This is a genomic window from Hymenobacter ruber (assembly GCF_054783255.1).
On record NZ_BAAGQX010000002.1, the window covers coordinates 463,997 to 484,846 of the forward strand.

Below are 20,850 nucleotides of genomic sequence, written 5' to 3' on the forward strand. Positions count from 1 at the left end.
CTCGTCGTTGCTGATGTTGTTCAATTCGCGCGGTTTGTGAGGTCCCGGTCGTTCAGCGACGAGCCGCAAAATGTTGCAACTCTACTCCATAATTAATGGCCGCAGCCGGAATACGAAAACCTGAAAGCCTGATTTACCAGGCCCGTAGCTGGAGCCCACCACTCGGTATAAGCCCTCGTAGCGGTACACCTCAGGCCCGCCATCTTCGGCCGGCACTTTGCGCATCACCCGCACCGGCAGGCCGGTTTCCACGCTTTTCAGTAATGCCAGGATGCCGGTGGTGGCTACCTGGTCACTGATTTGATGGCCGGTTTTGGGGTCGCGGCCGCCGTTGCCGGAATAGCGGATTTCGTCTTCGCTGAAGTCGTCTTCCTCGTACTGGCCGGCCAGCACGATGCTTTCCGCGCCCAGTACCGGGGTGCCGCACACGCCCGCCCGGCGCGGCCGATGCACGCCGGTTAAGGACAGCTCGATGCGGTTGCGGAACGTGTCGCCCGGCCGGTAGCTGCCCACATGACCAAAAACGGGCTGCGCCATTATTTCCCTTCCGGCACGTATTGCAGCACACTCAGATGCTCCTCGGTCAGCACTTCGTTGGCCATATCGCGCAGTTCGGCGGCCGAAATCTTCTCGATTTTCTGGAAAATCTCGCTCAGCGGCTCCACGCGGCCCAGGTCCAGGGTGCTTTTGCCGAGGAGCTGCATCAGGCCGCCGTTGCTTTCCTCGCTCATAGCCAGCTGGCCCATGAGCTGATGCTTGGCCGTGTGGAGTTGATTAGTAGTCAGCTCTTTTTCGCGTAGCAGCTTCAGCTCCTTCTGTACCAGGCCCAGCGTGCGCTTCACCTGCTTGCCCTCGGTGCCGAAGTAGATGCCGAACAAGCCGGTATCGGTGTAGGGCGAATACGTGCTGTCGATGGTGTACACAAGGCCGTATTTCTCGCGCACGGCCAGGTTGAGACGCGAGTTCATGCCCGGACCGCCCAGGATGTTGTTCAGCATGAAAAACGGGATGCGGCGGGCATCGTTCAGCGAATACGCCGGGCCGCCTACCAGGCAATGCGCCTGCGAGATGGGCCGGGTTTCGGTCTGCGTTTTGCGCTCGTAGCTGCCTACCGGGCGGCGCGTGCGCGGGCCCAGCCGGGCTGGCAGCGGGGCCAGGAATTTATCGGCCAGCTTTTTCACCGCCTCAAACGGCAGGTTGCTCACCGAGCTGAAGACCAGCCGGTCAGTCCGCATCTGCTCCTGCAGAAAGGCATGGAAATCAGCCGTCTGGAAACGGCTCACGCTCTCGCGGGTGCCCAGAATGTTCACGCCCAGCGGGTGGTCGCCAAACACAACGGTATCAAAATCGTCGATGATGGCATCTTCCGGGGCATCCTGGTACATGCTCATTTCCTCCAGAATAACGCCCCGCTCCTTCTCCACCTCGCGGCCGGGAAACACAGAGTTGAACGTCAAATCGGTCAGCAGCTCAAATGCCCGCTCGAAGTGCGTACTCAGCAGCGAAGCGTAAAAACAGATTTTTTCCTTGGTGGTGTAAGCATTCAGCTCGCCGCCCACGGTTTCGAGGCGATTGAGGATGTGGAACGACTTGCGTTTTTCGGTGCCTTTGAAGGCCATGTGCTCCCAGAAGTGGGCCAGGCCCTGCTGGTGCGGCGCCTCATCGCGCGAACCGATGTCGAGCAAAAACCCGCAATGCGCTATTTTAGTATGCAGTACCTGCTTGTGTAAGAGGCGGATACCATTGGGATATTCGTGAATGTGATAATCGAGCATAAGTAAAGCAAAGGTACCGTAGCGCGGACTTTGTAGTCCGCGTTCCAGAACGATGTCGTTGAAGACGGCCGGGCGGCGCGGACTACAAAGTCCGCGCTACATCAACCGGCAAGGTGGCCAGTAGTTGTTCCACCTCAATGCTGTAGGCGCAGCGAAAGTGCCCCAACGGGCAGGCCGCGTGCCCGTGCAGCCCACACGGCCGGCAGGCCAGTTTCTCCTTAGTCTCCACAACGAAAGAAGCTGGCGACAACGGCCCAAACCCAAACGCCGGCACGGTGCTGCAAAAAACCGCCGTAACCGGCGCGCCCACAGCCGAGCACAGGTGCATGGGCGCCGAGTCGTTCACGTAATTCATCAATGCCCCGCGCATGAGGGCGGCCGAAGCCAGTAGGCCGATTTTACTAGCAATGCTGGTCACGTTGGCGCGGCCGCTGGCGGCCGCCAGCCGTTCGCAGGCGGCCACGTCGGGCGGGCCGCCCAGCAAGTACACCCGCACATTCTGGGGCAGGGTGGACAATAATTCCAGCCACTTGGCTTCCGGGTATTGCTTCGTAAACCAAACCGAAGTCGGGGCCAAGCAGATGTAGGGGCCGGCCGTGGCATAATGCGCAACCGCCGCTTCATCCGCCGCCGAGGGATATAGCCGGGGCGGCACCAACGGCGTGGGCACGGCATCGGTGAGCAGGCGCAGGTTGCGCGTCACTTCGTGCGTACCGTCGCCAATCTGGTGCGGTACGCGACGTGTGAAGAAGCGGCTCAGCGGGTTTTTGGCGAAGCCGATGCGCTCCCGGGCTTTTGAAAATGCGGTGAGAAAGCCCGTGCTGGCGAAGCGCTGCAAGGTCACTACGCGGCCATACTGCGCGGCCCGAATCTGGCCCAGCAAGTCCCACAGCGCGGCGTATTTGCGGTGCTTCTTGTCCCAAACCAGCACGTTGCGCACGTGCGGATGGCCGGCCAGCAGGCCTTCGTTGCCACGCCGCACCAGCACATCGACGGGTGTGGCGGGCTCGGTCTGGTGCAGGTATTCCAGCAGCGCCGTCATCAGAATTACGTCGCCGATGAAGGCGGTTTGGATGAGCAGCGTGGCGGGCGGGGCAGGGGTCGTGGACACGGCGCAAAATTACGGCAGTTTCGGGCTGCGGGTGATATGCATGCCAACCCGCTACCTTTCCGCAAATAATCCAAACGAATAATTTATCGGCGGCTGTAATAACAAAGTCTGCCCGCCGATTCAGTTGCCACCATTCCTTTTTTGCTTCCTTCCCCTTTCTGTATGCTTCTAGCCCTTACTGTTTCCATTTTCTACGGCTTTCTGGGTGTGCTGGCGGCGCTGCTGTTCGTGCTGCTGCTGGCCAAATCCCTGCTCGGCATCGTCGTTATCGGCGAATTGCAGGTGGGCATCGTGGCTAAGAAATTCTCGCGCCGCAACCTGGCCCCGGGCCGCCTCGTGGCTTTGGAGGGCGAGGCCGGCTTCCAGGCCGACACGCTGGCGCCCGGCTGGCACTTCTTCCTGTGGCCTTGGCAGTATTCGGTCACCAAAGATTTTGTGGTGATTGTGCCGCAGGGCGAAATCGGCCTCGTAGTGGCCAACGGCGGCGAGCCCATCCCGCCCAGCCACATTCTGGCCCGCGAAGTCGACTGCGACAACTACCAGGATGCCCGCGCCTTCCTCACCAAGGGCGGCGAGAAGGGCCGGCAAATCGGCATGCTCACGGCTGGCACCTACCGCATCAACACGGCCCTGTTCACGGTCATCACCCAGCGCAACGCGGCCACCATGGGCATGCGGCCTGAAGAGCTGTTCATCTACCGCGTGGCTCCCGATGCGGTGGGCATCGTCACCACGCTCGACGGCGTCCCCATCACGCCCGGCGAAATTGCCGGCCCGGTTATCCCCAATCACAACAACTTTCAGGATGCCCAGTCCTTCCTGGCGGCCGGCGGCAGCCGCGGCCTACAGGAGCAAATTCTGCTCTCCGGCTCCTGGAACCTGAACCCCTGGTTTGCCCGCGTCGAGCAGGTACCCATGACGGAAATTCCCATCGGCCACGTCGGCGTGGTCATTTCCTTCGTGGGTAAGCCGGCCATCGACGTCAGCGGGGCCGATTTTACCCACGGCAACCTCGTTGAGGTGGGACACAAGGGCATCTGGGCCACGCCGCTTTACCCCGGCCGCCAACCCCTCAACACCCACATTATGAAGGTAGAGCTGATTCCGACCACTAACATTGTGCTCAACTGGGCCGTGCGCACCGAAGCCCACCACTACGACGACCACCTGAGCAGCATCACGGTGCGCTCGCGCGACGGCTTCTCTTTCAACCTCGACGTGGCCCAGATTATCCACGTCGCCGCACTGGATGCGCCCCGCGTCATCTCCCGCGTGGGCTCGATGAAAAACCTGGTCGACCACGTATTAGAGCCCATCGTGGGCAACTACTTCCGCAATTCCAGCCAGGAATTCACCGTGCTCGACTACCTCACCAACCGCGCCGAGCGGCAGCGCGAAGCGTCGGCTTTCATCCGCACCGCGCTGCTCGACTACAACGTGCAGGCCGTCGATACGCTCATCGGCGACATTGCGCCGCCCGCCCAGCTCATGACCACCCAAACCGACCGCAAACTGGCCGAGGAGCAGCGCAAAACCTACGAAGTGCAGCAGGCCGCCCAAACCCAGCGTCAGGCCCTGGTGCGCGAAACCAGCATCGCCGACATCCAAAACTCCCTCGTCCAGAGTGAGCAAGGCGTAAACATTGCCGAGCTCAACGCCAACGCCCAGGTGAAAAAAGTGCGCGGCGAAGCCGAAGCTGCCAAACTGCGCGCCGGCGGCGAGGCCGAAAGCACCCGCCTCCGCGCCATTGCCGACTCCGAAGCCACCCGCCTGCGCGGCGTGGGCGAGGCCGAGGCCATCCGCGCCATCGGCAATGCCAAGGCCGAAGCCTACCGCGTGGGGGTCGAAAGCCTCGGCACCCGCGAGTTCACCGGCCTGCAGCTGATGCAGATTATCGGCGACCGGCAGGTGAAAATTGTGCCCGAAGTGCAGGCCAACGGCGGTGGTACCAGCGCGGGCGGCGGCCTCGTGGAGGCACTCATCGGCCTATTGGCCCAGCAGCAAACGGCACAGTTGGGCAACCCCGCCCCGGCTCCGACCGTGGCACCCGCCTCTCCTGAAAAGCCAACGCCCCCTTCCGAGTAAATTCTCCGACACATAAACGGCCACCAGCGCCGCACCAAACAGGTATTTGGTGCGGCGCTGGTGGCCTTTTCGCAACCAGCCGGTGCAGCTACGTGAGCTGCGTGGGCCGGTTTACTACTTCTTCCAGCGAAATGAGGGTTTCGGTGCGCTCGATGCCGTCAATCGGCTGAATACGGTCGTGGAGCACGTCGCGCAGGTGCTGCGTGTCGCGGCACACCAAGCGGGCAAATACGCCATACGCGCCGGTGGTGAAGTTAATGCTCACCACCTCCGGTATTTCGCGCAGCTGTTGCACCACGCTGGTGTACACCGAGCTTTTCAGCAGGTAGATGCCCAGGAAGGCACTTACGCCGTAGCCCAGCTTTTGGTAATCGATGCGCAGGGTTGCGCCCTGCACAATGCCAAGCTCCTCCAGCCGGGCCATTCGCACGTGCACGGTGCCGCCCGAAACGTTGACTTTTCGGGCGATTTCGGTGTACGGCATCTTCGCATCCTGAATCAATAAGTTCAGAATATTCCGGTCGGTGTCATCAAGTTCGTAATTTCTGGCCATTTTTTGCGGAAAGGAATTAGAGAGTGTGTTGAATTAAACGCTAAAAATTAAATTTATTGCAAAGTTCCCGTTAAATGAAAGAATTATTTGCATCATCTAACCAGACATCTTACATTTGTTACAATCCTAGGCAGAAGGCCACGGTGCTAAGAAGGAACCTGACAGCGTTTGGAGCAGGGCCGATACCTCGGCAATGTTACGCGCTAAGTTCTTCACAAAAGGATACTTCCTTTTGTTACGCTCGTGGTTGGATACGGAGGAGAAGAGGGGAAAACGAGGCCGCGCATCTGGGTGGGTGCGCTCCTCACACTTGTAAGAGGCGGCCTCTGGGTGGGGGCCGCCTCTTCGTGCTTTAAATCGTTTGGGGTTGGTTTCTACTACCGCCACGAACCTAGTCAACTGATTTTCAGCGGGCCGCCACGGGGCCGCGCTGATTGCGGAACTGCTTGGAGCCCGCTTGCAAAAAGGTGCTGAATTGCGCCACGTCGGGCTCATAGGCAATAGGCGTCACCAAGGGCTTATTGGTTGCATCGTCGGCATCAAGAATTACATAATATGGCTGCGCGTTGATGCCGTAGCGCGTTATCTGCAGGTCAGCATTCTGCTTACCGAGGGTGGTTTTCAGCTGTTTGTCGTGGGTGGAGGTGTACCACTCGTTCTGAGGCAGTTCGGTTTTATCGTCCACGTACAGGGCCACCACCACGTAGTCGTTGCGGAGCTGAGTGAGCACCTGCGGGTCGCTCCACACTGTTGCTTCCATCTTGCGGCAGTTCACGCAGGCGTGGCCGGTGAAGTCAACAAAAATGGGCTTGTGCTGCAGCCGGGCCACGCGCTTGGCCTGCTCCAGGTCGAAGTAGCCGTTGAGGTTGTGGGGCAGTTCCAGGAAATCGCCGAAACGGGGAGCTTCCTGAGCGACAGCGGCGCCGGTGGCGACGGCGGGCGCGGAGTTGCTCTCGGCCGAGGCCAGCGAGAAATCGTGCTTGCTCTGGGGTGGCAGGTAGCCGGCCAGCAGCGGCAGCGGCGCGCCAAACAGGCCCGGCACCAGGTACACGGTGAAGGCGAAGGCCAGCACGGCCATCAGCAGGCGGCCCACGCTGAGGTGGTCAATTGGCGAGTCGTGCGAGAGGCGGAACTTGCCCAGCAGGTAGAAGCCCAGCAGCGCCGAAAGCACAATCCAGAGCACAATGTACACGTCGCGGTTGAGCAGGTGCCAGTGGTAAGCCAGGTCGGCAGTGCTCAGGAATTTGAGGGCCAGCATCAGCTCAATGAAGCCGAGCACGACTTTCACCGTGTTCAACCAGCCGCCGGAGCGGGGCAGACTTTTCAGCCACGAGGGGAAGATGGCAAACAGCGTGAACGGCAGCGCAAACGCCAGCGAGAAGCCCAGCATGCCCACAATGGGCGTAATCCGCTCGCCCCGGGCGGCCATGCTCAGAATGCTGCCCACTATGGGCGCGGTGCACGAAAACGACACTACCACCAGCGTGAGGGCCATGAAAAAGATGCCAGCCCAGCCTCCCTTATCGGCCTGTGCATCCACGGTATTCACAATCTGGTGCGGCAGCGTGATTTCAAACAAGCCCAGAAACGAGAGGCCGAAGACCACGAAAACCACGAAGAAAATCAGGTTCGGAATCCAGTGCGTGGCAATGAGATTCGGCCCGTCCTCGCCCAGCAGTACCGATACGAGCACGCCCATCAATACGTAAATGCCAATAATGCTGGCCCCGTAAACGAGGGCCTTGAAGATGCCGCGCTGGCGGCTGTCGTTGCCGCTGGTGAAGAGCGAAACCGTCATCGGCACCATCGGGAACACGCAGGGCGTGATGAGCGCGGCGAGGCCAAAGGTGAAGGCCAGCAGCGCGAAAGCCCACAGGCCGCCGGCCTTGTTCACGGGGTCGGCGTTGAGCGCAACATCAGCCACGGCGGGCGCAGGGGCGGCTTTATTTTCAGCTGAGGCGCTGGCGGCGGGCTGGGCGGGCGCGGGCGTAGCGGCTACCTGAGCAGCAGCCGTGTCGCGGGCCGGGGCCGGCGTGGCGGCAGGCGCAGCAGCTACTTCCGTTTTAGCAGGAAGAGTAGCGGGCGTCACGGCGCCGGTGGCTTTGGCGGGCGCGGCGGCACCGGTCACGGTCAATGGGCCGAATTTCAGGGTTTCGCTGCCGGGCACGCATTTGCCGTCCACGCTGGTGCAGCTTTGGTAGTCGGCATCGGCCGAGACGGTGAGCGGGCCGGGCTGCAGGACTTTGATGCGCTGGCGCATCTGGCCGGTTTTTTCCCAAAAGGCCACTTCGCCCTTGAACACCTCGTCCTGCTCGTGGTGCGACTTGACGGCTTGTAGCTTGCCCACCACCTCATAGGCCGGGCTGGGCTTGAACTTGAGCGTGAATACCACCGGGCCGACTTCGTCGCTGAAATCGGAGGCGTAGAGGTGCCACTTGTCGTCGATGCGGGCGTTGATGATGAGCTCGACCTCCTCGCCCACTTTGGCGGTGGGCTTGCTCAGGGCGGTGCTCAGGTGGGTGGGCGTGAGAATCTGGGCGGTGGCCGGCCCCATCAGGCCCAGCCAGAGCAGCACCGCAGTCAGTATCCGAAAATTCTTCATGGGTAATTGAATGACGCGTTGTCGTTGGCCACGCCTGGCTTCCACTTAACCGGAAAAGGCGGGCTCTCGTTGCAATTGCCCCGGTTGGGGGCCACGGGTAGTCGCCGCAACCAGCCAGAGCTTACACCCGGTTCGGGCCCCAAAATTAGGTTGTGCTACATGACAAACCGGTGAGTTAAAAGTTCAGCACGCCAACCACCTGCGCCAAACTGCGTACTTTTGGGCTACAAAGGCCCTCAGACCGAACGCGTCGCGGGGGCCGCCGACATGGGTTTACAAATACTTCTGACCGTCTTACTCGTCTTAGTAAACGGATTTTTCGTGGCCGCCGAATTCTCGCTGATTCGCGTGCGCCTCTCACAGCTCGAGATTAAAGCCAAGGAGGGCAGCCGGCTGGCCGGCCAGGCTCTGGGTGTGCTGCACCGGCTCTACGACTACCTTTCGGCCACGCAATTGGGCGTTACCATTGCCTCGCTGCTCCTGGGTGCGGTGGGCGAAGAGCTGTTCACCGAGATTTTTCTGGGGTTTCTGCCGCGCCTGGGGCTGCCCATTTCGGCCCTCACGGCGCACAGCCTGGCCGTGGGTATGGGGCTGATTGTGCTGACGTTTATGCACGTGCTGTTCGGCGAGCTGTTTCCGAAGGCGCTGGCCATTCAGCGGCCCGAAGCGGTGAGCCTGGCCCTCGTGCTGCCGTTGCGCGGCTTCTACTTCATTACCCGGCCCCTCACCTGGTTCCTCTCTAAAGCCTCGAACCTGATGCTGGGCGCGGTAGGCATTCAGAACGTACACGGCACCGAGGCTCACACCTCCGACGAGTTGCGCCTGCTGCTGGACCAGAGCAAGGAAAGCGGCGAGATTCAGGATTCCGAGCACGAGCTCATCGAGAACGTGTTTCAGTTCAACGACCGCATGGTGAAGCAGATTATGGTGCCCCGCACCAAGCTCTCAGCCCTGGACGTGAACGCGCCCGCCGATACCATCCTCGACCTCGTGTTCAGCGAAGGCTTTTCGCGCATGCCGGTGTACGAGGGCAACATCGACAACATCGTGGGCGTGCTCAACGTGAAGGACCTGCTGCCCATCATCCGACGCGGCGAGGCCGTGGAGCTGGCGCGCATCATGCGCCCGCCCTACTTCGTGCCCGAAACCAAGAAAATCAACCGCTTGCTGCGCCAGTTTCAGCGCAAGCACATTGTGATGGCCATCGTGAGCGACGAGTTTGGCGGCGTGTCGGGCATCGTCACCATCGAGGACATCATGGAAGAACTGGTGGGCGAAATCCAGGACGAGTACGACAACGAGGTGCCCGTGGTGGAGAAAGTGGCCGAAGACGAGTACCGCGTGAACCCCGCCACCGCCATCCCCGACGCCAACGAATTCCTCCCCTACCCCCTGCCCGAGGGCGACGACTACGAAACCGTGGGCGGCCTGCTCAACGTCATCTACGGCAGCATCCCGGAAGTGGGCGACGTGGCCGTGCTCGACCCCTACGAGTTCCGGGTGCTGCAACGCTCGCGCCGCGCCGTGGAGCTGGTGCAGCTCCGCGTGACCACGCCCGCCGAGCGCGAAGCCCCGCGCGGCGAGCTCAGCGACGAGGTGTAAATCCGGTTTCAACCAAAAGCAAAAAGCCCGTCTGAGTCGTCAGACGGGCTTTTTGCTTTTGGTTGAAACTCCTTTATTTCTGTAGCCAGCTAGCATAAGTCTGGTAATTGGCGGCGGTGCGCTTCAGGCCCTCCCGCTGGGCTTCCGTTACGGGTTTAATCTTTTTGGCGGGCACCCCGGCATAGAGAAAGCCTGGCTCGCACACGAAATTCTCCAGCACCACGGCCCCGGCCGCGATGATGCAGCCGGGGCCCACCACGGCGTGGTCCATCACGATGGCTCCCATGCCGATGAGCACATCATCCTCCACGGTGCAGCCGTGCACCAGCGCCCGGTGCCCGATGCTCACACGGCTGCCGATGGTCAGCGGGGCTTTTTGGTAAGTACAGTGCAGCACCGCGCCGTCCTGAATATTGGTTTCGTCGCCGATGCGGATGCTATGCACGTCGCCGCGAATCACGGCCGTGAACCAGACGGTGCAGTTATTCCCCAGCACCACATCGCCAATGATGGTGGCGTTGTCGGCAACGTAGCAGGTGGCAGGAATGGTGGGCGTGATGCCGTGAACGGGGAGGATGAGGGCGGGCATGGAGTTGGGAGGTGTAGAGACACATACCTGCGTCTCGTCGTTGAACGAGGACGCATGGGTGATACTTGAACGGCGCGAACGACGAGACGCAAATATGCGTCTCTACACTCCAATCAGCCGCTTCCAGGTTCCCTTTTCCCAGTTATACTTGAGCGTGCTGGGCAGCGCCTGCCAGAAATACTTACTGGTTTCGACCGCGAAGCTGGGCTGCATGTAGCAGTTGATGGTGCAGCCCTCGCAGGCGGGCAGGCGGCCTTCGAGGGCGGCCAGGCGCTGGGTTTCGGAGGAATTATATAACTCGTATAGTTTCCCGTCGATGGGAAATTTCTGCTCGCCGAGGTGGTAGCAGGGCAGCACCAGCTCGTTGCTGGGCGAGATGACCAGCGTGGTGCTGGCGGCCCGGCACACGGGCGCGGCCACATGGTTGCCACCGTCGCGCCGCAGCTCGATAAAGGCTTCGTTCAGGTACACGCCCTTGCGCTTGCCGAAGGCCGAGAGGTAGTCCAGCTCCTCGGGCGTGAGCTGCTCGCCCGTTTCCACGTCGCCGTATTCGAAGGCAGGGTTGAGGATGAGGACGAGGCCGTTGGGCTGGGTGATGTCGCGGTACACGGCCTCCAAATCAGCCAGGTTTTTGCGGAAGACGGTGAAGAGAATGTCCGGCCGCTCGCCCAGCGCTTTGGCTACGCGAATGCTTTCGAGCACGAAATCATAGCAGGCCACGCCCCGGCCCAGGTCGTGGGTGTCGCGGTCGGCCGAGTCGAGCGAGAAGTGCAGCATGTCGACCTTGCCACGCAGCTTCTCGGCGTTTTTGGGGTAGAGCAGGCCGTTGGTGGTGACGGTAGTGATGAAGCCCAGCTCCCGCGCCAGCCCCAGAAACTCGGGCAGCTGGCGGTGCAGCAGCGGCTCGCCGCCGGTGAAATCAATCACCGACACGCCCAGCCGCTTGAGGTCGCGCAGGTTGCGGTCCACGTCTTCGAGCGTGATGTAGGGCGAGGGCTTCTCCCAGATGTCGCAAAATGCGCACTTCGCATTGCAGCGGTACGTGACGTAATAATTGCAGAGAACGGGGTGCTTGACGAGGCGCATGGCGGTAGCGCGGACTTTTAGTCCGCGCATGAACTGTTATTCAACCGCGCACTACCTAGCGCACGCCTGAATAGTTTTCAACTCGCGGACTAAAAGTCCGCGCTACAAAGCTAATGCGGCAGCTTGCCCCAGGCGACGGGGTCCCATTGCGTGGGCGTCGCAGCCAGTGCTTCGGCCGTAGCTTCCCCAAAATGCTCCTGGTAGTAGTTGCAGAAGCCCTTAAGCGGGCAGCGGGCGCAATTGGGCTTCAGGAAAAAGCAAATCTGCTGCCCGTGCCAGTAGTTATGCTTGTGGAAGTTGAACAGCGTTTCGGCATCGGCCGGTAGCAAAGCCAGCAGCACGCTATGGGCCTTCTCCACCGACACCTTCGGCCCCAGAAAGCCCACCCGCTGCGCCACCCGGTGCACGTGCGTATCCACCGGCAGCACCGGCTTGTGGTAGTTGAACAGCAGCACCAGCGAAGCCGTTTTCAGGCCGATGCCGGGCATATCGGTGAGCCAGGCCATGCCCTTGTCGGTGGGCCAGTCGGCCAGAAAATCCAGGTCGAACGGCCCGCTCGTTTCGGCCCGGATGCGGCGCAGAATTTCCTGAATGCGCGGCGCCTGCGTATCGGGCCAGCGCGTGGTCCGGATGGCGTGGGCCAACTCCGGCGTGGGCGCGGCCTCCACCCCGGCCCAGTCGCCGAAGGCTTCCAGCATGCGGTCGTAGGCCAGCTCTTCGTCGGCGTGGGTGGTACGGTGCGACAGGACCGTGGAAATGAGCTCACGCATGGGCGTGCGGCGCGGCTCGGGCGGCAGGTGGCCGTAGAAATGGTCGAGAATCTGGTGGTCGGCCCAGGCTTTTTCGGCGGCGGGCGAGGCGTAGGTAGTCTGAACCACGGATTGAACGGATTTTTTGGATTACACGGATTTTGTGGACGGTTTCCGTCCGCACTGGCCCAGCGGCGGAACACCAGCCAGAAAAGCCAGTACGCAAAAAGGCCGCCCGAAGGCGGCCTTTTATTCAAAACGAAAATTCAAAAGAATCGACTACAAAATCCGTGTAATCCGAAAAATCCGTCGAATCCGTGGTCCTTACAGCTGGCCTTTTTTGGCGGCCTTCTGCATTTTTTCGTTGGCGAAGATGGCTACTTCTACGCGACGGTTAGCAGCTTTGCCAGCGGCGGTGCTGTTGTCGCCCACGGGCTGGCTCGAACCGTAGCCTTTGGCCGTGATACGGGCAGCATCCACGCCCTGGCCCTGGATTTCATTCGACACCGCCTGAGCGCGACGCTCCGACAAGGGCTGGTTGATGGCATCCGAACCCGAGCTGTCGGTGTGGCCTTCGATTACAACGTTGGTGTCAGCGTATTTTTTCAGCGTGGTGGCCAGCTGGTCGATGTTGCCGGCAGCTTCCGGGGTCAGGCTCGACGAGTTGGTGCCGAACAGGATGCCCGAAGCGAAGGTGATTTTGATGCCTTCGCCCACACGCTCCACGGTAGCGCCTTCGAGGTCGCGGCGCAGCTCAGCTGCGGCTTTGTCCATTTTGCGGCCGATGAGGGCACCAGCGGTACCACCTACCACGGCACCAATGATGGCGCCTTTAGCCGTGCCCGACTTACCGCCAATCAAGCGACCAGCTACGCCACCGGCTACCGCGCCACCCAGGCCACCAATGATGCCGCCTTTGAGGGTTTTGCTCATGCCTTTCGGCTTATCCGTCGAAACAGTGGTAGTTTGGGCTTGCGCAAAGTTGTTTACCAGCAGCAGCAGGGCGAACAGGAACGCAAGGGAGGAACGGAGAAATTTCATGTTTGAAAAAGGGTTTGGATAAGAAATGCCGGCCCGAAAGCACAGCTCGTGAATTGGCCGGCAAGTACGCCATTTGCAACCACCTTGCCAAACTCTGCGAGGCCGGCAGGTCTTTTGGCCCGTCCAACCCGGCGGATGGCTCGTTTAGCCATAAAAAAAGGCCCCGCCGGGTGGCAGGGCCTTTTTTAACACGTTGGCGCAACGGCGTTGCGCGTCCAAAATTACTTCTTGTTGTGGTAAGCGTTGTAGCGGGCCGGGTCTTTTTTCTTGTCCTTGTTGCGGCCAATCAGGCCGCCACCCACTACGCCGGCGGCACCGCCAATCAGGGCACCCTTGCCACCACCCAGTACGGCACCAGTCACGGCACCCGCGCCGCCACCAATGGCCGCGCCTTTGGCCTTATTGCTCCAACCTTTTTTAGGAGTCTGAGCCTGAACATTGGAACCGGCTAATACGAAGAACATTAAAAGCAAAGCGAATATTACGCGCAGGGATTTCATGATTCGGGAGGTTAAAGTTAATGGGAGGGATTACGGGATTTCAACGCACATAAAACCGGAAGGGTTGCTAATAAAACGGAAAACCTTGCCCGGCTTTTCAGGCCAAAAACAAAAAAAGGCCGCCCCCAGTGGAGACGGCCTTCTTAAAGAGTTGCGGCAAACAGTGCCGGGCTTATTCTGATTACAGACGGCCTTGCTCGGCAGCCTTTTTCATCTTCTCGTTGGCGTAGATGGCAACTTCTACGCGACGGTTGGCTTGCTTGCCTTCGGGCGTGGTGTTGTCGCCCACGGGCTGGGTCGAACCGTAGCCTTGGGTGGTGATGCGGCTCGAAGCCACACCTTTGGCGATGGTCGAGTTAGCCACCGACTGGGCCCGGCGCTCCGAGAGGGGCTGGTTGATGGCATCCGAACCCGAGTTGTCGGTGTGGCCTTCAATCAGCACGTTGGTATCAGGGTATTTCTGGAGCACGGCAGCCATCTTGGTGATGTCGGCTTCCGAAGCCGGCCGCAGGGTAGCCGAGTTGGTGTCGAAGAGAATGCCCGAATCGAAGGTGATTTTGATGCCTTCGCCCACGCGCTCTACGCGGGCACCTTTCATGTCGGTTTGCAGCTCAGCGGCGGCCTTGTCCATTTTGCGACCGATAATGGCACCCGTGGTACCACCAGCCGCAGCACCTACGATAGCACCGATGGCCGTGCCCTTGCCGCCGCCCAGCAGGCCGCCTACCACACCGCCCAGTACGGCACCACCGCCGGCACCCAGCAGGCCACCTTTGGCCGTTTTGCTCATGCCGGTTTTGCGGGCTCCGGTGCCGTTGTTAGTCGAGAGGTCGGGCTGGGTGGTGCTGGCTTGCTGCGAAGTGGCGCAGGAGCTGAACAGCAGCACGAAAGCCATCAGAACAGAAAGAAGGGATTTGGAGGTGTTCATGTGAAAATGAGGGATTGGTGAAGTTGTTTTCGACCCTTATACGGAAAAACCCGTCTCTAGGCTAGAAACGGGTTTTTCAAGAAGTGTGCCGAAAACGAAAAAGGCCTTCCCTTTATTGCTGGGCGGCCTTGGTGGTGGCACGGCGCGGCGCAGGAGCGTTGGCAGCAACGGCCGGCGCGGGCTGCAACATGCCCAGCAAATCGGCCAGGCGCTGCTTAAGCTCGCGGCGGTCCACGATGAAATCGAGAAAGCCATGCTCCAGCACGAACTCGGCGCTCTGGAAGCCCTTGGGCAGGTCCTTGCCGATGGTTTCCTTGATAACGCGCGGCCCGGCAAAGCCGATAAGCGCACCGGGCTCGGCAATGTTAAAGTCGCCCAGCATGGCAAACGAGGCCGTGACGCCACCCGTGGTCGGGTCGGTCAGCAGGCTCACGTAGGGTACGCCGGCTTCGCTTAGCAGGGCCAGCTTGGCCGAGGTTTTGGCCATTTGCATGAGCGAGTAGCCGGCCTCCATCATACGGGCACCGCCGGAGCGCGAAATCATCAGGAACGGCGTGCGGTTCTGGCGGGCGAAGTCGATGGCGCGGGCAATTTTCTCGCCCACCACCGAGCCCATCGAGCCGCCGATAAACTTGAAATCCATGGCCGCCACCACCAGCGGCTGGCCGGCGCTGAGGCCGTGGGCGGTGCGCACGGCGTCTTTCAGGCCGGTGCTGCGCTCGGTGGCCACAATGCGCTTGGGGTACTCTTTGGTATCGACGAAATGCAGCGGGTCGCCGGAGGTGAGATTGGCATCGAGCTCCGTGAATTCGCCTTGGTCGAAGAGAAATTCGAAGTAGTCGGCGGCGTCGATGCGGTCGTGGTGGTTGCAGTTGCCGCACACGTATAGCAGGCGCTTGTGCTCGGCCATGGTGGCCACCGTTTTACATTCCGGACACTTGTACCAGAGGCCGTCGGGCGTCTCTTTTTTCTGGTCGGTGGGGGTCACAATGCCCTTTTCTACGCGCTTGAACCAGGCCATTTTTTAGTTGCTAGGAGCTGAGGGCCGGAGCCCGACAGCTGATATTTTTTTGGAAGAAGAGCCGCAAGCTTCGGGCTTGCAAAGACTAATACAGGGCGTCAAAGATAAGCCATAACTAACGCCTGTTTTTGCAAAGAAAGCGGCCGACGCGTACGCCGAGCATCGGACCCGGGCTACGCCAGGGTGATGCGGCCGTCGAGATATACGTCCTGAATGGCGTTAAGTAACGCCACGCCCTCCGCAAAAGGCCGCTGGAAGGCTTTGCGGCCCGATATGAGCCCCTGTCCGCCGGCGCGCTTGTTGATGATGGCGGTGCGAATGGCTTCCTCGCGGTCGGTGGCGCCGTGGCTTTCGCCGCCCGAGTTGATGAGGCCGATGCGGCCGGCGTAGCAATTCAGCACCTGGTAGCGCGTCAGGTCGATGGGATGGTCGGTGCTGAGCGTGTCGTACATGGCCGGAAAGGTTTTGCCGAATTTCAGGGCGGAGAAGCCGCCGTTGTTTTCGGGCAGCTTCTGCTTGATGATGTCGGCGCCCATGGTCACGCCCAGGTGGTTGGCCTGGCCGGTGAGGTCGGCGGCGACGTGGAAGTCTTTATCGGCCGTCTTGAAGGCATTGTTGCGCGTGTAGCACCACAGCACGGTGGCCAGGCCCAGCGCGTGCGCTTCCTCGAAGGCGGCAGCTACTTCGGTAATCTGGCGGTTGCTTTCGGCCGAGCCAAAATACACGGTGGCCCCTACGGCGGTAGCGCCCAGGTCCCAGGCCTGCCGCACCGAGCCGAACATAATCTGGTCGAACTTATTGGGATAAGTCAGCAGTTCGTTGTGGTTGATTTTGACCAGGAACGGAATTTTGTGGGCATACTTCCGGGCCACCGTGCCGAAGGTGCCAAAGGTGGTGGCCACGGCGTTGCAGCCGCCTTCCACGGCCAGGCGCAGGATGTTTTCGGGGTCGAAATACATCGGATTGGGCCCGAAGGCGGAGCCGGCGGTGTGCTCGATGCCCTGGTCGACGGGCAGGATGCTGACGTAGCCGGTGCCGCCCAGTCGGCCGTGCCCGTAAATGGCCCCGAGGCTGCGCAGCACCTGCAGCGAGCGGCTGCCGGGCACAAAGCAGCGGTCCAGAAAATCGGAGCCGGGCGCGTGCAGCAAGTCCTTTTTCACCACGCATTGGTGGGAAAGCAGGGCTTCGTTTTCGGGGCTTAAGGAGATGGAGTCAGCCATGAGCAAGCGCGGATGCAGGCCGCGCCGGGCGGGCACGTACCCAAGTGGGAAGCAAGCAAATATAAACCGAAAATGCAGGCCAGAAGCGGTTTCCGAAGGATTGAGCGCGGGTTAAGCGCTACCTTGCCTTGCCAACGCAGCCGGACAGTCCGGCCGTGAAAGGCGCGGTACTTCACCCCACTCTTCTCCGTGAAATCCCTCTCCCCTGCCCTGTTGGGCCTTTGCCTGCTGGCCGCCCCGGTGCTGAACAGCTGCGTGACGGCCAAGAAATACGACGACCTCAGCGCCCGCCAAAAAGCCGATGCTGAGGGCAAAGCCGCCGCCGAGCGCCAGTACCGCGGCGCTACCGCCGAGCTGCAAAAAGCCTCCGACGAACTGGCCCAGCTGCGCCTCACCCAAAAGCGCCTCGTGACCGACTCGGCCGAAACCGGCGCGGCCTACCGCAAAACCCGCAGCCTCTACAACGAGCTGAACAGCAGCTACGACAAGCTCCTCAAGAACAGCGACCGGGAGCTGGCCAACAAGTCCTCTGACTACAACAAAGTCGCCAAAGACCTGGCCCGCCGCGAAGCCGAGCTGGGCGACCTGGAAACCACCCTCCAGAAAAGCAAGGCCAACAACGACCGCCTCGCCGCCGACCTGCAGGCCCGCGAAGTGCGCCTCGCCGAGCTCACCAAAGCCCTGGCCGACAAAGACAAAGCCGTGGACGACCTGAAAGCTCGCGTGAGCAAGGCCCTGCTCAGCTTCAATAGCAGCGACTTGCAGGTGAAGCTGAAGGACGGCAAGGTGTACGTGTCGCTCTCGGAGCAATTGCTGTTTAAATCGGGCTCGACGAAAGTGGACCCCAAGGGCCAGGAGGCGCTGAAAAAGCTGGCCACCGTGCTCCAGGAGCAGAAAGACGTGAACGTGGTGGTAGAAGGCCACACCGACAACGTGCCCATCCTGCGCGGCACGGCGGGCATGACCGATAACTGGGACCTGAGCGCCCTGCGCGCCACCGAAATTGCGCGTTTGCTCACTACGGCAGGCGTTTCGCCGGAGCGCGTTACGGCGTCGGGCCGCAGCCAGTACGTGCCCGTGGCGGCCAACGACTCGCCGGCCAATAAGGCCATGAATCGCCGCACCGAAATTATTCTCACGCCCAAGCTCAACGACCTGTTTCAGATTCTGGACAGTAACTCAAGCACACCGGCCACCCCGGCGGCAGGAGGCAAATAGATTTTTGCTTTCAACGGACACATTTTCAACTGGTTTAGCATACCTTCGCAAGGTCTCCGGAAACGCCGGAGGCCTTGTTTGGTAACTACCCTTTTCCAATTTGAGCATGTGTCCCTCCTTCCTTTCCCGCAGTCTCGCCATTATCGCTTGTTTGCTGGGCAGCTTCTCGGCTGCGCATGCTTCCCACGTTCTGGGCGCAGAGCTGACCTACGAATACGTGGGCACCGCCGCCAATCCCAACCAATACCACGTCACGGCCCGGCTTTTTCAAGACCTGAATTCGCCGGTGGAGGACGTACAAATGGAGCTGACCTGTGGCAAGAACGGATGCGCGGCAACGTTGCCCGGCAGTTTCACTACTTCACTGGTGCGCACGGGGGTTGTGGTAGCACCCCGGGCCTGCGCCAACTCCGAATTCCCCTTCCAAATCACCACTTTAGAAGGCCTGGTTCAGCTGGCACCCGCCCGCTGGACGCTAAGCATCAATTGCTCGAACCGGTCAGACGGGGTGGCCAACGTGGCCCAGTCGATACAGATGAGCACCTATGTGCAGGCGCTGCTGGATAACACCACGGGGCTGACCAATTTTTCGCCCCGCTTCACCACTTCCCAACTGCTGCACCTCACCAGCACGCAGCCGCAGCACTACAGCCTGAGCGCCTTCGACAGCGAAGGCGATTCGCTGGCCTACCAGTTGGTGCAACCCTTGGCCAACCCAACGACAATTGCCCCCTGTGGCCAACCTACGGTGGGAACCATTGCCCCCCACTTTCAACTCAATGCCACCACGGGCGAGCTTCTGACGGTGGCGGGCCCTACGCAGCAGGGACGTTATGCCCTGGCGGCGCGGGTCGACGAGTACCGGCGGGTAGGCGGGGCCTGGCAGCAAATCGGCAGCATCACGCGCGACATGACGTATCTGGTGTCAATTGGCACGAATCAGGTGCCGGCGTTTACCCGCGTGACTCTGGCCAGCAACCCCACCGGCCAGCTGCTGGGCCAAACCATTCGCGTCAATCCGGGCCAAACCCTGGTGCTCACGCTCACGGCCGCCGACCCCGACGCCGGGCAAACGGTAACGCTGGGCAGTAACGCGCCTGGCATCGTGCCCGGCACTACGTTTCAGGACCTAGGCAATGGCCAGGGACAGCTTACCTGGCAAGTACCGGCCACGCTGCCACCGGGCCATTATGTGCTGCCCATAACGGCTAACGATAATGCGTGCCCGGCCCCTGGTTTCGGCGTAGTGACGGTGCCTGTGCTGGTTACGCAGCAGGTATTGGCCACCCACGCCCGGCAAGCGTTGGCGCAACCGCCCTTCCCGGTGCCGTTTCAGGATGAAGTGCGGTTTCAACTCACGGGGCAGGGCCGCCAAACCGTGCTTATTACTGATGAAATGGGCCGGGCAGTAGCGCAAATCACCACCGCTACGGACGGCAGCGTGGTGTGGCGACCCACTGCCAGCGTGGCTGCGGGCCTCTACCTCGCCCGCAACCTGGGTGGCACTCAGATAGCCCGCCTGTCTTACAATGGCCGGTAGTAACAACTCTGCTTCTACAAAAAAGGCCGCCCCATGTTTGGGGCAGCCTTTTTCAGCAAATTCAGACTGAGGCTACAACAACAGCGGCACGTTCATACGGCCGAAGCAGAACATGCCACCGGCCCCAAACGGGCTGGGGCCGGAGGGAAAACAGCCCTGCTTCTTAGCATCGTCACTTAGGCTATCGCTCCCACCAGCGCGAGTTGAAGGGACCGGCGGCCACATCCACGCGCTGGCCGGGAGCGGGCAGCAGCAGCGGCACCTCGGGGCCGGCCGCTTCGAGCAGGCGCTGCACGGGCTGCTGCCAGGCATGAAAAGCCAGGTTGAACGTGCCCCAGTGCAGCGGCAGCAGCGGGCCGCCGCCCAGCAGCCGGTGGGCCGTGAGGGCGTGGTCGGGGCCCATGTGAATGTCGGCCCACTCGGGGTCGGAAGCGCCGATTTCCAGCATCGTTAAATCGAACGGCCCGTAGGCCTCCCCTATCTGCCGGAAGCCTTCCTCGAAGGGACCGGAGTCGCCGCCGAAAAATACCTTGTGCGTGGGACCCAGCAGGCACCACGAGGCCCAGAGGGTATCGTTGCGGGTGAGGCCCCGGCCCGAGAAATGGCGGGCCGGCGTGGCCGCCAGCGTGAAATCATCGTTCAATTGGGCGGTTTCCCACCAGCTCAGTTCGGTGATGTTGGCGGCGGGCACGCCCCAGCGGCGCAGGTGCGCGCCCACACCCAGCGGGCAGAAAAACGGCACGCCCGTGCGCCCAAGCACCCGAATGGCAGCCGAATCGAGGTGGTCGTAATGGTCGTGCGAGAGGATGACGGCCTCCAGCTTCGGCAGCTTATCCAGGGGCAGCGGCGGCGCGAAAAACCGCTTCGGCCCCATCAGTTGCGAGGGCGACACCCGCTCGCTCCACACCGGGTCGGTGAGGAAGCGGCGGCCGTCGATTTCGAGCAGCATGCTGCTGTGGCCCAGCCATGTGGCCCGCAGCGCATCGGCCGGTACGGGGGCGGCCAGGGCGGCGGCATCGGCCGGGAAAGGACCGAGCGGCTTTTTGGGCTCCCGCTCGGCTTTTTCAAACAGCCAGCGCTTCATCAGCGCGCCGTAGCCGGAGGGCGGGCTGACGCTGGTAGGCACGGCGTTTTGATAGATTTTGCCGTGGCGAACGGCTTGCAGGCGGGCGGGGGCTACTGGTTTCATCGAGGGCGTAGACGCAGCCGGCAGCGCAATATTTGATGCAG

General features: G+C 61.3%; 18 protein-coding genes. 4 read left to right on the top strand and 14 right to left on the bottom strand.

Annotation, left to right across the window (positions count from 1 at the left end):
- Nucleotides 1-81: 81 nt before the first annotated feature.
- The 3 genes from ACYVM5_RS02635 to ACYVM5_RS02645 form a co-directional block, all read right to left on the bottom strand.
- Complete coding sequence (locus tag ACYVM5_RS02635; RefSeq protein ID WP_460616626.1) at nt 82-537, bottom strand: YDG/SRA domain-containing protein; 456 nt, start codon at nt 535-537, stop codon at nt 82-84.
- The gene (locus ACYVM5_RS02640; protein ID WP_460616627.1) at nt 537-1,775 is read right to left on the bottom strand and encodes a M16 family metallopeptidase; all 1,239 of its coding nucleotides are present in this window, start codon (nt 1,773-1,775) and stop codon (nt 537-539) included. Before ACYVM5_RS02640 ends, ACYVM5_RS02635 begins: the two co-directional genes overlap by 1 nt.
- A gap of 82 nt (nt 1,776-1,857) precedes the next feature.
- The gene (locus tag ACYVM5_RS02645) at nt 1,858-2,886 is read right to left on the bottom strand and encodes a glycosyltransferase family 9 protein (RefSeq protein WP_460616628.1); all 1,029 of its coding nucleotides are present in this window, start codon (nt 2,884-2,886) and stop codon (nt 1,858-1,860) included.
- Nucleotides 2,887-3,048: 162 nt separating this feature from the next.
- On the opposite strand from ACYVM5_RS02645, the gene ACYVM5_RS02650 reads away from it, so the two are divergent.
- The gene (locus ACYVM5_RS02650; protein WP_460616629.1) at nt 3,049-4,971 is read left to right on the top strand and encodes an SPFH domain-containing protein; all 1,923 of its coding nucleotides are present in this window, start codon (nt 3,049-3,051) and stop codon (nt 4,969-4,971) included.
- Nucleotides 4,972-5,059: 88 nt separating this feature from the next.
- On the opposite strand, the gene ACYVM5_RS02655 is transcribed toward ACYVM5_RS02650, so the two are convergent.
- Together ACYVM5_RS02655 and ACYVM5_RS02660 are read right to left on the bottom strand one after the other, a co-directional pair.
- A complete protein-coding gene (locus tag ACYVM5_RS02655) occupies nt 5,060-5,524 on the bottom strand; it encodes an Lrp/AsnC ligand binding domain-containing protein (RefSeq protein ID WP_198067709.1) in 465 nt (154 codons plus the stop codon).
- A gap of 406 nt (nt 5,525-5,930) precedes the next feature.
- On the bottom strand, nt 5,931-8,126 hold the full coding sequence (locus ACYVM5_RS02660) for a protein-disulfide reductase DsbD family protein (protein WP_460616630.1): 2,196 nt from the start codon (nt 8,124-8,126) through the stop codon (nt 5,931-5,933).
- A gap of 267 nt (nt 8,127-8,393) precedes the next feature.
- Here ACYVM5_RS02660 and ACYVM5_RS02665 point away from each other — a divergent pair, with 267 nt between their 5' ends.
- Nucleotides 8,394-9,728, top strand: coding sequence for a hemolysin family protein (locus tag ACYVM5_RS02665; protein ID WP_460617436.1), 1,335 nt, complete (start codon nt 8,394-8,396; stop codon nt 9,726-9,728).
- 73 nt (nt 9,729-9,801) lie between these two features.
- Here the strand turns inward: ACYVM5_RS02665 and ACYVM5_RS02670 are convergent, their stop codons facing one another.
- The 8 genes from ACYVM5_RS02670 to ACYVM5_RS02705 all read right to left on the bottom strand — a co-directional run bounded on the left by ACYVM5_RS02670 (nt 9,802) and on the right by ACYVM5_RS02705 (nt 16,862).
- On the bottom strand, nt 9,802-10,317 hold the full coding sequence (locus tag ACYVM5_RS02670; protein WP_460616631.1) for a gamma carbonic anhydrase family protein: 516 nt from the start codon (nt 10,315-10,317) through the stop codon (nt 9,802-9,804).
- Between the two features lie 102 nt (nt 10,318-10,419).
- The gene (locus ACYVM5_RS02675; RefSeq protein ID WP_460616632.1) at nt 10,420-11,403 is read right to left on the bottom strand and encodes a radical SAM protein; all 984 of its coding nucleotides are present in this window, start codon (nt 11,401-11,403) and stop codon (nt 10,420-10,422) included.
- Nucleotides 11,404-11,513: 110 nt separating this feature from the next.
- Nucleotides 11,514-12,281: an endonuclease III domain-containing protein gene (locus ACYVM5_RS02680; RefSeq protein ID WP_460616633.1), complete on the bottom strand. Its 768-nt coding sequence runs from the start codon at nt 12,279-12,281 to the stop codon at nt 11,514-11,516.
- A 195-nt stretch (nt 12,282-12,476) separates the two neighbouring features.
- The gene (locus ACYVM5_RS02685) at nt 12,477-13,193 is read right to left on the bottom strand and encodes an OmpA family protein (protein WP_460616634.1); all 717 of its coding nucleotides are present in this window, start codon (nt 13,191-13,193) and stop codon (nt 12,477-12,479) included.
- Nucleotides 13,194-13,414: 221 nt separating this feature from the next.
- Nucleotides 13,415-13,693, bottom strand: coding sequence for a YMGG-like glycine zipper-containing protein (locus ACYVM5_RS02690; RefSeq protein WP_460616635.1), 279 nt, complete (start codon nt 13,691-13,693; stop codon nt 13,415-13,417).
- Nucleotides 13,694-13,874: 181 nt separating this feature from the next.
- Nucleotides 13,875-14,621 carry an OmpA family protein gene (locus ACYVM5_RS02695; protein ID WP_460616636.1) on the bottom strand — a complete coding sequence of 249 codons (747 nt, stop codon included), beginning with the start codon at nt 14,619-14,621 and terminating at the stop codon, nt 13,875-13,877.
- 112 nt (nt 14,622-14,733) lie between these two features.
- Nucleotides 14,734-15,642 carry an acetyl-CoA carboxylase carboxyltransferase subunit beta gene (gene accD / locus ACYVM5_RS02700; protein WP_460616637.1) on the bottom strand — a complete coding sequence of 303 codons (909 nt, stop codon included), beginning with the start codon at nt 15,640-15,642 and terminating at the stop codon, nt 14,734-14,736.
- A 173-nt stretch (nt 15,643-15,815) separates the two neighbouring features.
- Nucleotides 15,816-16,862 (bottom strand): class I fructose-bisphosphate aldolase, encoded by a 1,047-nt coding sequence (locus ACYVM5_RS02705; RefSeq protein ID WP_460616638.1) that lies wholly within the window; start codon nt 16,860-16,862, stop codon nt 15,816-15,818.
- Between the two features lie 189 nt (nt 16,863-17,051).
- Here ACYVM5_RS02705 and ACYVM5_RS02710 point away from each other — a divergent pair, with 189 nt between their 5' ends.
- Complete coding sequence (locus ACYVM5_RS02710; protein WP_460616639.1) at nt 17,052-18,080, top strand: OmpA family protein; 1,029 nt, start codon at nt 17,052-17,054, stop codon at nt 18,078-18,080.
- A 106-nt stretch (nt 18,081-18,186) separates the two neighbouring features.
- Nucleotides 18,187-19,620, top strand: a complete 1,434-nt coding sequence (locus ACYVM5_RS02715) for a hypothetical protein (protein WP_460616640.1) — start codon at nt 18,187-18,189, stop codon at nt 19,618-19,620.
- Nucleotides 19,621-19,801: 181 nt separating this feature from the next.
- Here ACYVM5_RS02715 and ACYVM5_RS02720 read toward each other — a convergent pair whose 3' ends face one another.
- Nucleotides 19,802-20,809 carry an MBL fold metallo-hydrolase gene (locus ACYVM5_RS02720; RefSeq protein WP_460616641.1) on the bottom strand — a complete coding sequence of 336 codons (1,008 nt, stop codon included), beginning with the start codon at nt 20,807-20,809 and terminating at the stop codon, nt 19,802-19,804.
- Nucleotides 20,810-20,850 lie beyond the last annotated feature (41 nt).